This is a genomic window from Streptomyces inhibens, from assembly GCF_022221585.1.
Classification (GTDB): domain Bacteria; phylum Actinomycetota; class Actinomycetes; order Streptomycetales; family Streptomycetaceae; genus Streptomyces; species Streptomyces inhibens.
In genome coordinates, this window is the sequence record NZ_CP084681.1 from 6,211,395 (window position 1) to 6,224,084 (window position 12,690).

At 70.2% G+C, this 12,690-nt stretch carries 13 protein-coding genes; 9 read left to right on the top strand and 4 right to left on the bottom strand.

Annotated elements, in window-relative coordinates:
* The first annotated feature begins 160 nt into the window (after positions 1-160).
* The 6 genes from KI385_RS28265 (at position 161) to KI385_RS28290 (ending at position 6,701) form a co-directional block, all read left to right on the top strand.
* Positions 161-1,789, top strand: a complete 1,629-nt coding sequence (locus tag KI385_RS28265) for an ABC transporter ATP-binding protein (protein WP_238577877.1) — start codon at positions 161-163, stop codon at positions 1,787-1,789.
* Positions 1,786-2,892 carry an ABC transporter permease gene (locus KI385_RS28270; protein ID WP_238574974.1) on the top strand — a complete coding sequence of 369 codons (1,107 nt, stop codon included), beginning with the start codon at positions 1,786-1,788 and terminating at the stop codon, positions 2,890-2,892. The genes KI385_RS28265 and KI385_RS28270 overlap by 4 nt, the downstream gene beginning before the upstream one ends.
* 53 nt (positions 2,893-2,945) lie before the next feature.
* Positions 2,946-4,178 (top strand): ABC transporter permease, encoded by a 1,233-nt coding sequence (locus tag KI385_RS28275; RefSeq protein ID WP_238577878.1) that lies wholly within the window; start codon positions 2,946-2,948, stop codon positions 4,176-4,178.
* 73 nt (positions 4,179-4,251) lie between these two features.
* Complete coding sequence (locus KI385_RS28280) at positions 4,252-4,647, top strand: cytidine deaminase (protein WP_238574975.1); 396 nt, start codon at positions 4,252-4,254, stop codon at positions 4,645-4,647.
* Between the two features lie 85 nt (positions 4,648-4,732).
* Entirely contained in the window at positions 4,733-6,010 is a 1,278-nt protein-coding gene (locus tag KI385_RS28285) for a thymidine phosphorylase (RefSeq protein ID WP_238574976.1), read from the top strand.
* Positions 6,011-6,107: 97 nt separating this feature from the next.
* Entirely contained in the window at positions 6,108-6,701 is a 594-nt protein-coding gene (locus KI385_RS28290; RefSeq protein WP_238574977.1) for a Uma2 family endonuclease, read from the top strand.
* 86 nt (positions 6,702-6,787) lie between these two features.
* Here KI385_RS28290 and KI385_RS28295 read toward each other — a convergent pair whose 3' ends face one another.
* On the bottom strand, positions 6,788-8,107 hold the full coding sequence (locus tag KI385_RS28295; RefSeq protein ID WP_238574978.1) for an MFS transporter: 1,320 nt from the start codon (positions 8,105-8,107) through the stop codon (positions 6,788-6,790).
* A 119-nt stretch (positions 8,108-8,226) separates the two neighbouring features.
* Between KI385_RS28295 and KI385_RS28300 the strand changes: the two genes are divergently transcribed.
* Positions 8,227-9,186, top strand: a complete 960-nt coding sequence (locus KI385_RS28300; protein ID WP_238574979.1) for a LysR family transcriptional regulator — start codon at positions 8,227-8,229, stop codon at positions 9,184-9,186.
* 25 nt (positions 9,187-9,211) lie between these two features.
* Here KI385_RS28300 and KI385_RS28305 read toward each other — a convergent pair whose 3' ends face one another.
* A complete protein-coding gene (locus tag KI385_RS28305; RefSeq protein WP_238574980.1) occupies positions 9,212-9,979 on the bottom strand; it encodes an alpha/beta hydrolase in 768 nt (255 codons plus the stop codon).
* A 103-nt stretch (positions 9,980-10,082) separates the two neighbouring features.
* Between KI385_RS28305 and KI385_RS28310 the strand changes: the two genes are divergently transcribed.
* Together KI385_RS28310 and KI385_RS28315 are read left to right on the top strand one after the other, a co-directional pair.
* Positions 10,083-11,243, top strand: coding sequence for an adenosine deaminase (locus tag KI385_RS28310; RefSeq protein WP_238574981.1), 1,161 nt, complete (start codon positions 10,083-10,085; stop codon positions 11,241-11,243).
* A gap of 143 nt (positions 11,244-11,386) precedes the next feature.
* Positions 11,387-11,692 (top strand): hypothetical protein, encoded by a 306-nt coding sequence (locus KI385_RS28315; protein ID WP_238574982.1) that lies wholly within the window; start codon positions 11,387-11,389, stop codon positions 11,690-11,692.
* A gap of 115 nt (positions 11,693-11,807) precedes the next feature.
* On the opposite strand, the gene KI385_RS28320 is transcribed toward KI385_RS28315, so the two are convergent.
* Positions 11,808-12,017 carry a PspC domain-containing protein gene (locus KI385_RS28320; protein WP_238574983.1) on the bottom strand — a complete coding sequence of 70 codons (210 nt, stop codon included), beginning with the start codon at positions 12,015-12,017 and terminating at the stop codon, positions 11,808-11,810.
* A gap of 46 nt (positions 12,018-12,063) precedes the next feature.
* Positions 12,064-12,579, bottom strand: coding sequence for a VanZ family protein (locus KI385_RS28325; protein WP_238577879.1), 516 nt, complete (start codon positions 12,577-12,579; stop codon positions 12,064-12,066).
* Between the last annotated feature and the right edge of the window lie 111 nt (positions 12,580-12,690).

The following is a 12,690-nucleotide window of genomic DNA, read 5'->3' on the forward strand; positions in this document are numbered from 1 at the left end:
AGCGGCCACCACGCCGCCGCGCCGGGCCGTTCGCCGGAGCAACCCGGCAGCTTTTCGGCTTTTTTCGGCGCCAACACTACGCGCGTAGCGCGGAGTTGGCGCGATATCGTCACCTCCCCGCTCCTCCGTACCACTCCCTGTCCCCCGAGGAGAGTGCGCCATCAAAGCGTCCAGCAGCCCCCAGGCAGACAGCGCCCCCGCCGCAGCACCGGCGGTGGAACTCCGCGGGATCACCAAGCGGTTCCCGGGAGTCGTCGCCAACCATGACATCGACATCACCATCCACCGCGGCACCGTGCACGCGCTGGTCGGCGAGAACGGCGCGGGCAAGTCCACGCTGATGAAGATCCTCTACGGCATGCAGAAGCCGGACGAGGGCACCATCAGCATCGACGGCGAACAGGTCAGCTTCCACAGCCCGGCCGACGCCATCGCCCGCAACATCGGCATGGTGCACCAGCACTTCATGCTCGCCGACAACCTCACCGTCCTGGAGAACATCGTTCTCGGCGGCGAGAAACTGCACGGCATCAGCGGCAAGGCCCGCGCCGAGATCCTCAAGATCTCCGACCGCTACGGCCTCGGCATCCGCCCCGACGTCCTCGTCGAGGACCTCGGCGTCGCCGACCGCCAGCGCGTGGAGATCCTCAAGGTCCTCTACCGCGGCGCCCGTACGCTCATCCTCGACGAGCCGACCGCGGTCCTGGTCCCGCAGGAGGTCGACGCGCTCTTCGACAACCTGCGTGAGCTCAAGGCCGAGGGCCTGACCGTCATCTTCATCTCCCACAAGCTGGGCGAGGTGCTCTCGGTCGCCGACGACATCACCGTCATCCGGCGCGGCACCACCGTCGCCTCCGTCGTCCCCAGCGAGACCACGCCCAAGCAGCTCGCCGAGCTGATGGTCGGCAGCGAACTGCCCTCGCCGCAGACCCGTGAGTCCACCGTCACGGACGTGGAGCTGCTGAAGGTCGAAGGGCTGCGGCTGACCACCGCCGACGCGGAGGGGATCGAGCGCACCGTCCTGGACGATGTGTCGCTGACCATCCACAAGGGCGAAGTCCTGGGCATCGCGGGCGTGGAGGGCAACGGCCAGGCCGAACTGGTCGAGGCCATCATGGGCATGCGCGACCCCGACGGCGGCACCATCACGCTGGACGGCATCGACATCAGCCATCTGCCCACCCGCACCCGGCGCGAGGACGGCATCGGCTACATCCCCGAGGACCGCCACCGGCACGGCCTGCTGCTGGAGGCCCCCCTGTGGGAGAACCGCATCCTGGGCCATGTCACCGAAAAGCCCAACGCCAAGGGCCGGCTGCTCGACCTGAAGGCCGCCCGCGCGGACACCGAGCGGATCGTCGCCGAGTACGACGTCCGTACGCCCGGCATCGAGGTCACCGCGGCCTCGCTCTCCGGCGGCAACCAGCAGAAGCTGATCGTCGGCCGTGAGATGAGCCATCACCCCAAGCTGCTGATCGCCGCGCACCCCACCCGGGGCGTGGACGTCGGCGCCCAGGCGCAGATCTGGGACCAGATCCGCACCGCCCGCCACGAAGGTCTCGCCGTACTGCTGATCTCGGCCGACCTGGACGAGCTGATCGGCCTGTCCGACGGCCTGCGGGTGATGTACCGCGGCCGGCTCGTCGCGGACGCGGACCCCGCCACCATCACCCCGGAGGAGCTGGGCTCGGCCATGACCGGCGCCGCCAGCGGCCATCTCACCCATTCCGACAACGGCCCCGCCGCGGACCCGGAGCCGCGCTCGTCCCAGGAGGGGGAGTCCGAGTGAAGAAGCTCGACAAGAACAAGCTGATCCTGGGCATCGCCGCGCCCGTCCTGGCGATCGTCGCCGCGCTGGCCATCACCTCGGTGATCATCCTGGCCACCGGCAAGGACCCGATCCACGCCTACACGGTGATGGCCGACTTCGGCTCCAAGAGCGACAGCCAGGTCTGGATCATCAACAAGGCGATCCCGTACTACCTGTCCGCGCTGGCCGTCGCCATCGGCTTCCGGATGAACCTCTTCAACATCGGTGTCGACGGCCAGTACCGCATCGCGGCGTTCTTCGCCGCGGTGGTCGGTGGTGCGCTGACGCTCCCCGGCTTCCTGCAGATCCCGCTGATCATCCTCGTCGCGATGCTGGTCGGCTCGGTCTGGGCGGGTATCGCGGGCCTGCTGAAGACCACCCGCGGCGTCAGCGAGGTGATCACCACGATCATGCTGAACGCCATCGCGGCCGCGGTCATCGGCTACTTCCTCCAGGAAGGCCGGCTGGCGCGGAAGGACGGCAACCTCTTCCACACGCCCAACCTCCCGGCCTCCAGCCACTTCTTCACCATCCCCACCAGCCCCAAGCCCATCGACGGCTTCATCGTCATCGCCGTCATCGTCGGCTTCGTGTACTGGTTCGTGCTCAACCGCACCCGCTTCGGCTTCGACCTCCGTACGGTCGGCCAGTCCGAGTCCGCGGCCGAGGCGAGCGGCGTCAGCGTCAAGCGGATGATCGTCACCTCCATGCTGCTCTCCGGCGCCGCGGCGGGCCTGATCGGTATGCCGACCCTGCTCGGCGTCTCGTACAACTACGGCACCGACTTCCCCATCGGTATCGGCTTCACCGGCATCGCCATCGCGCTGCTGGGCCGCAACCACCCGGCCGGGATGGCCGCCGGCGCGCTGCTGTGGGGCTTCCTGGAGCGCACCGGCACCCAGCTCGAATTCGAGGACTACGAGCAGGAGATCGTCGGCGTGATGCAGGGCGTCATCGTGCTCTGCGTCGTCATCGCCTACGAACTCGTGCGCCGCTACGGCCTCAGACTCCAGCAACGGCAGGTCGGCGAGGAGCTCGCCGCCCAGGCCCGTAAGACCGAGAAGGCGGAGGTGTCCTCGTGAGTACGAACCTCACGGCTCCGGTCGACCAGAGCCCCCACCATCACAAGCCCAAGATCCGCCGGGCCAAGCTCAGCTACCCCAAGGTCCTGCTGATCATCTCGGGCAGCCTGATCCTGCTGTCCCTGCTGCGGATCGTCACCGGCGCCAACAACCTGACCGAATCCGGCCAGTACACCGCCGCGCTCAACGCCGCCGTGCCGATCGGCCTGGCCGGCCTCGGCGGTCTGTGGTCCGAGCGCTCCGGCGTCATCAACATCGGCCTCGAAGGCATGATGATGCTCGGCGCCTTCTCCGCGGGCGCCGTCGGCTGGCAGCACGGCCCCTGGGCCGCGGCGCTGGCCGGCGTCCTCGGTGGCGCGCTCGGCGGACTGCTGCACGCCGTCGCCACCGTCACCTTCGGCGTCGACCACATCATCTCCGGCGTCGCCATCAACATCATGGCGCTCGGACTGACCCAGTTCCTCGCCAAGCTGTGGTTCGGCGCGGACGGTAGCGCGGCGTCGGCCGCGGGCGGCAACGACAAGCAGTCGCCACCGATGCCCGACATGCCGACGTTCACCGTTCCCGGCCTGTCCGACTGGCTCTACTCGATCGAGCAGCACCACTGGTTCCTGGTCTCCGACGTGGCCGGCATCGCCGGCTCCCTGGTCACCAACGTCTCCTGGCTGACCGTGGTGACCGCCGTCATCTTCGTGCTCACCTTCTTCGTCCTGTGGCGCTCCGCCTTCGGTCTGCGGCTGCGCTCCTGCGGCGAGGGCCCGATCGCGGCCGAGTCGCTGGGCGTCAACGTCTACCGCTACAAGTACGCGGCGGTGGCCGTCTCCGGCGCGCTGGCCGGCCTCGGCGGCGCGTTCCTCGCGATCTACGTGCACATCTACCAGGACGGCCAGACCGGTGGCCGCGGCTATATCGGCCTCGCCACCATGATCTTCGGTAACTGGCGGCCGGGCGGCGTCGCCATGGGCGCCGGCCTGTTCGGCTTCATGGACGCGCTCCAGCTGCGCGGCGGCGGCCCCACCGTCCACGCGCTGCTGCTCCTGCTCGCCGTTCTGCTGGTCGGCCTGGCGGTGTGGAAGCTGCGCGGCGGACAGCGCACCCAGGCCGTGATCAGCCTGGTCGCCGCCGTGCTGCTCGCCGTCTGGTACGCCACCTCCGACACGGTCCCGCTGGAGATCGTCGGCGTCGCCCCGTACATCGCCACGCTGCTGGTGCTCTCGCTGGCCGCACAGAGACTGCGGCCACCGAAGGCCATCGGCAAGATCTACCGAAGAGGCCAGGGCAAGTGAGCGAGCGCAGCGACCGAACCGTCGAGAGGTGCGCGCCGAGCGAGTGCGAGGCCTCGCGAAGCGAGGTATCGGCATGAGCACAGCTCCCGACTGGGAGTCGCTGCGGCGGCAGGCCCGGGACGCGATGTCCCGGGCCTACGCCCCGTACTCCGGCTATCCCGTCGGCGCCGCCGCCCTCGTGGACGACGGCCGCACCGTCACCGGCTGCAATGTCGAGAACGCCTCGTACGGTCTCGGCCTGTGCGCCGAATGCGGCCTGATCTCCGCCCTGTTCGCCGGCGGCGGCGGCCGCCTGACCGCCTTCACCTGCGTGGACGGCGCGGGCGAACTGCTCGTCCCGTGCGGCCGCTGCCGCCAGCTCCTGTACGAACACGGCGGCCCGGACCTCCTGGTGGACACCGCGGCCGGCATCCGCCCGCTCTCCGAGCTGCTGCCGGACGCGTTCGGGCCGGGGCATCTGACCCGGTAGCATCCGCGTCGTTTCCCGGCCCTCTCTGGCCACGCTCGTTTCTATGCGTGTAGAACGGGAGTTACCCGTTCGAAAGGAACCGTCCATGGACGCCATCTCCGTCATCCGCACCAAGCGCGACCGCGGCGAGCTGACCGCCGATCAGATCGACTGGGTGATCGACGCCTACACCCGCGGCGAGGTCGCCCATGAGCAGATGTCGTCCCTGGCGATGGCCATCTTCCTCAACGGCATGAACCGCACGGAGATCGCCCGTTGGACGGCGGCCATGATCGCCTCGGGCGAGCGGATGGACTTCTCGTCGCTGCCGCGCCCCACCGCCGACAAGCACTCCACCGGCGGCGTCGGCGACAAGATCACCCTCCCGCTCGCCCCGCTCGTCGCCGCCTGCGGCGCCGCCGTGCCCCAGCTCTCCGGCCGCGGCCTCGGTCACACCGGCGGCACCCTCGACAAGCTGGAGGCGATCCCCGGCTGGCGCGCCCAGCTGAGCAACGACGAGATGCTGGACGTGCTGCGCGACGTCGGCTCCGTCATCTGCGCCGCCGGCGACGGCCTCGCCCCCGCCGACAAGAAGCTCTACGCCCTCCGCGACGTCACCGGCACCGTCGAGTCCATCCCCCTCATCGCCTCCTCGATCATGTCCAAGAAGATCGCCGAGGGCACCGGCTCCCTGGTCCTGGACGTCAAGGTCGGCTCCGGCGCTTTCATGAAGCACCTCGACGACGCCCGTGAACTCGCCTCCACCATGGTCGAGTTGGGCACCGACCACGGCGTGAGGACGGTCGCCCTGCTCACCGACATGGCCACCCCGCTCGGCCTGACCGCCGGCAACGCCCTCGAAGTCCGCGAATCCGTCGAGGTGCTGGCCGGCGGCGGCCCCCAGGACGTCGTCGACCTCACCCTCGCCCTCGCCCGCGAGATGCTCGACGCGGCCGGCCTCAAGGACGCCGACCCGGCCAAGGCGCTGGCCGACGGCTCCGCCATGGACCACTGGCGCCGCATGATCAGCGCCCAGGGCGGCGACCCGGACGCCGCCCTCCCGGTGGCCCGCGAACAGCATGTCGTCACCGCCACCTCCTCCGGCGTCCTCACCACCCTCGACGCCTACGCCGTCGGCCTCGCCGCCTGGCGCCTGGGCGCCGGCCGCGCCCGTAAGGAGGACCCGGTCCAGGCGGGCGCGGGTGTGGAGCTGCACGCCAAGCCCGGCGACCGCGTCACAGCCGGCCAGCCCCTGCTCACCCTCCACACCGACACGCCCGAGAAGCTGCCGTACGCGCTGGAGGCGCTGGACGGCGGTGCCGTCGTCGGCTCGGAGGACGCCACCTATACGGCGGGGCCCGTGGTGCTGGAACGTATCGGCTGACCTGGGGTTTTCTCGTATGGGTGAACGGAACCTGTGGACCGGTTCGGGTCCTGTTCGGCATGCTGGGATCGGTGACGTACCGATAGAGGAGACCGCCATGAGCGCACTCACCGTCGACCACCCGTCCGGCAATGGCCGCGAGTGGGACGACCTCGTCCGTATCTGGGAACAGGCGGACGCACCCGAGGGCTGGAAGGTGGAGATCATCGAGGGGATCGTCACCATGTCGCCGCCGCCCGACAACAACCACAACGTAATCGCCGAGAAGGTCCATCGCCGCCTGTACTCCGTGCTCCCGGAGGACTGGGGCGTCTACCAGACGCTCGGGGCGGGAATTCCGCTGCGTAAGGGCCTCTACATCCCGGATCTGGCCGTGGTTCCCGTCGATGTCCTCTGCGGCGAGCCCGGCCACTACGTACCGGCGGCAACTGCCAAGTTGATCGTCGAGGTCACCTCCAAGTCCAACGCGAGCAACGACCGGATCGCAAAGGCCGCGGGGTACGCCCGGGCCGGCGTCCCGCTCTACCTGCTCGTTGACCGATGGGCCTCCGCCGGGCCGACGATCACGCTCTACGGAGAACCGACGGACGACGTCTACCGCGTACTGCAGACCGTGAAGTTCGGCGACGAGCTGGTGCTACCGGCGCCCTTCGAACTCACCCTGGACACCGGGATCTTCCCCGCCGGCTGAGACCGCCAGGACGAAGGGCCCGCCCCACCAGGACAGGTGGCGGGGCGGGCCCTTCGCGCTCGATGCGCCGCGGCGCTGCGGCGGTGTTACGCGGCCTTCTCCAGGTGGAGCAGCCGGCGTTCGGCCACGGCCTTACGGGTGGCGTAGACGGTGATCGAGGCGGCGCCCAGCATCGCGGCGAGGCCGAGGAGGACGGTGCCCTCCCAGCCGACGGCGTGGAAGGCGGCGGCGCCGAGCGCACCGCCCAGGCTGCTGCCGACGTAGTACGCGCACTGGTAGAGGGCCGACGCCTGGGCGCGCGCCGTCTTGGCGGTGCGGCTGACCGCGGACGAGGCGACCGCATGGCCCGCGAAGAAGCCCGCGGTGATCAGGATGAGGCCCGCCAGCACCGCGGACACCGAGTCGGCAAGAGTCAGCAGCAGACCCGTCGACGTGGTGCCGACGGCCAGGTAGAGGGCGCCGCGGCGGCCGACCCGGGCGACCAGCTGGCCGGCCGCGGCCGAGGAGACCGTACCGACCAGATAGACCACGAAGATCGAACCGACAATGCCCTGCGGCAGGTTGAACGGCTCGGAGACCAGGCGGTAGCCGATGACCGTGTAGACCGCGCCGAAGACCGTCATGAACAGCGCGCCGATGCCGTACAGGCGGCGCAGCAACGGGTCGGAGAGGTGGCCGCCGAGCGTACGGGCCAGCGCCCGCGGGCCCACCGAACGGGGCGCGAAATGCCGGGCCTTGGGCACCAGCAGCCGGAAGGTCACCGCGCACACCACGGCCAGCACACCCACCGCACCGAGCGCGGCCCGCCAGCCCCAGGCCTGGGCGACCCAGCCGGTCACGATCCGGCCGGACATCCCGCCGATGCTGTTGCCCGCCACGAACAGCCCGATGGCCGCCACCAGCGCCTTGGCGCGTACCTCCTCGGCCAGGAAGGCCATCGCCGAGGCCGGCAGCCCGGCCAGTGCCACACCCTGGACGGCGCGCAGCGCGATCAGGGCGCCGATCGACGGGGCGAACGGCACCAGCAGCGCGATCAGCGCGGCCACCGAGAGGGACACCGTCATCAGCGTGCGCCGCCCGAAGCGCTCGGACACCGCGCTCAGCGGAATCACCCCGAGCGCCAGCCCGAAGGTGGCCGCCGACACCGTCCAGCTCGCCTGGTCCGGGCTCACCCCGAGGTCGCTGGAGATCGCGGGCAGCAGCGCCTGCGTGGAGTAGAGGAGCGCGAAGGTGGCCACTCCGGCGGCGAAGAGGGCGAAGCTCATCCGGCGGTAGCCGGGGCCGCCCGGCCGCAGCTTGCCCGACTCGGGGTCGAGCGCGGCGGCGGAGGAAGAGGAGTCTGTGGACGACTGGGGAGAGGCGGCCGCACGGTCGGTGACGGACGCCCCGGTATCAGCGGGAGGCATGTTTCGAAGGTAGGACTCCGCAGTTCATGCGTCCAATGCATAGAAACGCCATAATCGATGCTGTGACACATGATCCCAGTTCACGCGCACCGCTGTTGCAAGGTCGCAACAGAAAAGACATGGCCGAACCGGGCCGCCTTGGCCCGGACGCGGGGGAGCCCGCCGAGCTCGGCACCGACTCGTGGGCGCTGACCCTGGCCCCGCGGCTCGCCCAGTTCGCCGCCGTCGCCCGGCACGAGCACGTCACCCGCGCCGCACGGGAGCTCGGCATGCCGCAGCCGACCCTCAGCCGCGCCCTCGTCCGCCTGGAGGACGACCTCGGCGTCGCCCTCTTCGCCCGGCACGGCCGCACCCTCTCCCTCACCCCGGCCGGCCGCGCCTTCCTCGCCTCCACCGAACGCGCGCTGACGGACCTGGAACGCGCCACCGAGTCCGTACGCGCCGACGTCGACCCCGCCGCCGGCAAGGTCGCCTTCGGCTTCCTCCACACCCTCGGCTCGGAGACCGTCCCCGGCCTGATCCGCAGCTTCCGCGCCGACCACCCGCGCGTCCGCTTCCAGCTCGTCCAGAACTACGGCGAGGCGATGATCGAACGGCTCCGCGCCGGCGACCTCGACCTCTGCCTGACCTCACCGGTCCCGGACTACCCGGACCTGGTCGCCCGCCGGCTCGATGAACAGAAACTGCGCCTGGTCGTCCCGGACGACCACCCGCTGGCCGCTCGCAAACGGGTCCGCCTCGCCGAGGCCGCCGGCGAGCTGTTCGTCACCCTCGAACCGGGCTACGGCCTGCGCCGGATCACCGACGCCCTGTGCACCGAAGCGGGCTTCACCCCACGCATCGCCTTCGAGGGCGAGGAAGCCGAGACCCTCCGCGGCCTGGTCGCCGCCGGCCTGGGCGTGGCACTCCTCCCGCCCCCCGCCGTCCCCCGCCCCGGCGTCGCCGAACTGACCGTGACAGCCCCCCGCGCGGTCCGCGAAATCGGCGTCGCCTGGCTCGACGGCCACCCCGACACACCCCCGGTGGCCGCCTTCAAAAAGTTCCTGCTGAGCCGCCGGGGACGCCTGTTGCCCAGATGACCGGGCGACCGGCGCCGACGTGGGCTCAGTGCCGCAGTGACGTCCCGAAGCCCGCGGCCAGGGGCATGCGGAGGCCCAGGGGTGGGGGTGCGGCGAGGGCGTCGCGCAGGGGGCGGGCGTAGTCGCGGGCGAAGAGGGAGCCGAGCATGAAGTCGGCTGCCAGGGCGAGGACTTCGGCGCGGTGCTGGTGCAGGGAGTGGCCGTCGGAGTGCACCTCGAAGCGGCAGGTGTCGCGGTTGACCTTCTTGGCGCGCTCGGCGTAGCGGTAGGAGAGATCGGGGTCGGTGCGCTCGTCGTTGGTGCCGTGGACCAGCAGGACCTGACGGCCGATGAGCTGTTTGACCGGATCGGGCCGGGTGCTGTCCTGGCGGGGATCGGGCAGCCAAGGGGCGATCGCCAGTACGGAGTTGACGGCGGGGTGGCCGGCGGCGTGCAGGGCGGCGCGGGCGCCCATGCCCGTGCCGACGAGACAGACCGGGACATCGCCGTAGCGGCGGACCACCTCCTCCAGGGCCCAGGCCGCATCCCGTGCCGGGTGGGCCTCGGCGCCGTTCCAGCCGCGGCAGCGGTAGTGCACGACATGGGCGGTCAGCCCCTCGGTGCGCCCCGCCTTCGCCAGCCGGGCCGCGAGCGGGCGTACCGCCAGTGCGGACACCGGCGACGGGCGTCGCACGCCGGTCGGTCCGCCACCGGGCAGTAAGAGGGCGACCCCGCTCACCGCACTCTCCGTCCCGCCCGTTCCCAGCGGTTTTCCCAGCCGGGCCTCGCGGACCGGCAGTGCTTGCTGAGCCATGACGAGAACGATGGCAGATGGTGGCGTGCCCGCCACCCTGTGGACGGGTCACTGTTACGTATCGTTCGGTGAGATCTACGCGCGTAGGGGCTAGAGTGCCGAAATGACGAGCGAGACCACCACCCTCCCGACCAGTGAACAGATCCGTCGCGCCCCCAAGGTGCTGCTCCACGATCACCTCGACGGCGGCCTGCGCCCCGCCACGGTCGTCGACCTGGCCCGCGAAACCGGCTACGAAGGACTGCCGGAAACCGACCCGGAAAAGCTCGGGATCTGGTTCCGCGAGGCCGCCGACTCCGGCTCGCTCGAGCGCTATCTGGAGACCTTCGCGCACACCTGTGCCGTCATGCAGACCCGCGACGCACTGGTGCGGGTGGCCGCCGAGTGCGCCGAGGACCTGGCCGCCGACGGCGTGGTCTACGCCGAGGTCCGCTACGCGCCCGAGCAGCACCTCGAACAGGGGCTGAGCCTCGAAGAGGTCGTCGAGGCGGTCAACGAGGGCTTCCGCGAGGGCGAACGGCGGGCCCGCGAGAACGGCCACCGCATCCGCGTCGGCGCCCTGCTGACCGCCATGCGGCACGCCGCCCGCGCCCTGGAGATCGCCGAACTCGCCAACCGCTACCGCGACACCGGCGTCGTCGGCTTCGACATCGCGGGCGCCGAGGCCGGCTACCCTCCCACCCGCCACCTCGATGCGTTCGAGTACCTCAAGCGGGAGAACAACCACTTCACCATCCACGCCGGTGAGGCCTTCGGCCTGCCGTCCATCTGGCAGGCGCTCCAGTGGTGCGGCGCCGACCGCCTCGGCCACGGCGTCCGGATCATCGACGACATCGAGGTCGCCGACGACGGCTCGGTCAAGCTCGGCCGGCTCGCCTCGTACGTACGGGACAAGCGCATCCCGCTGGAGATGTGCCCCACCTCCAACCTCCAGACCGGCGCCGCCCCGTCCTACGCGGAGCACCCCATCGGTCTGCTGCGCCGACTGCAGTTCCGGCTCACGGTCAACACCGACAACCGGCTCATGAGCGGTACGAACATGTCCCGGGAATTCGAGCACCTGGTCAAGACATTTCGATACACGCTCGATGACATGCAGTGGTTTACAGTCAATGCGATGAAATCAGCGTTCATTCCTTTCGATGAACGTCTGGCCATGATCAATGACGTCATCAAGCCCGGTTACGCGGAGCTGCGCGCCGAATGGCTCTTTCGCCCGGTGAGTGCAACGACCGCTGTGAGCAGCGAATCTGACACTGTGTAAGCAGTAGCGCGAAGCATATAGCGCAACGGCCGGTGGAATGTCCACCGGCCGTTTTTTCATTCGTCGTGGCTGTTTGCGGCGCCGGTTGCCGCATCACTAGGTTGATTGGCCGGTCAAGCCCCCATCAATGAGGACGTAATTCGATGAAGCAGGGAACCATCAAGACTCTCGGTGTCGCCGCGCTCGGCGCCGCCTTCGCCGTCACCGCCGCGGGCGCCGCCAACGCGGCCCAGGCGATCGACACCGCCGGCGCCACCGGCGTGCTCAAGAGCCTGCCGGTGCAGGACGCCACCAAGACCGTCTCGGGGGCCACCAAGACCGTCTCCGGTGTCACCAAGACCAAGTCGGACGACAACAAGGTCAAGACCCACCTGAACTCCAGCGGCAACAAGCTGCTCGGCGGCCTGCCGACCAGCGCCGTCGCCAAGACCCTCCCCCTGGGCGGCTGAGCCCAGCACACAGCCCGTCCCGTCGGGCACCGTCCTGTAAGGACAGCCCGTCCTGTAGGGACGCGCACTGCGCCAAGCCACGGCCCGTACGCCCTCGCGCGTACGGGCCGGTGGTTCACCAGGCGGCGGCGCTGGTGGCCTTGTCCTCCGAGGGGAGGAGTATCCACAGCGCCAGATAGACCAGGAACTGCGGGCCGGGCAGCAGACACGACACCGCGAAGATCACGCGCATCGTCGTCGGGGTCGTACCGAAGCGACGGGCCAGGCCCGCGCACACTCCGGCGATCATTCGGTTGTTGCGGGTACGGACCAGTGCGGCGGCCATGATGGGCGACTCCTTTTCGACTTCGTGGGGCGTTTGCCCCGATGTCTCAAAGGTAGGTCCGGCTGACCGAGAGGACGTCAGCCTGCGGGGTCAGTTCAACCCTGGGGATCTTCGGGGTCGTTCCCCCGAGATGCTCGTACCGGCGACGGAGCCGGGACCGGGCCCCAGGGACGACCGCCAGATGCACCAGGGCCACCCCGAGGGTGTTCAGCAGCACCGAGTCGACGTCCGGCACCCGGCCGGGTACCCCTGACTGCAGCAGCTCGATGGCCAGCGCGATCATCGCACCGGCGAAGACGGTACGGGTCAGGGACACCAGCGGGGACACGTCCAGCCGCCCGGCCGACAGCGGGAGCAGCACTCCCAGAGGCGCCAGCAGCAGCACCGGGCCGCCCAGATGCTGCACGACGTCCCACGACAGGTCGCGCGCCAGCTCGGCCCTGATCGTCGCCAGCGGTTCGAGATTCGCGGCGGGCACCCATGGCACGGTACGAGGACGCAGCGTGAGCCAGCCGACGGTCAGCAGATGCGCCACGAGGAGGAGAAGTCCGGTGACGCGCATACGGGGGGCGGCGGTGGTGCCGGGGCCATGAGGCTGCACAAAGGCCAGGACGCCGGTAGCGGGGGCCGCGGTTCCGCCCCATTGCACCCGTGTTGGCCCGCCGCGGCGCAC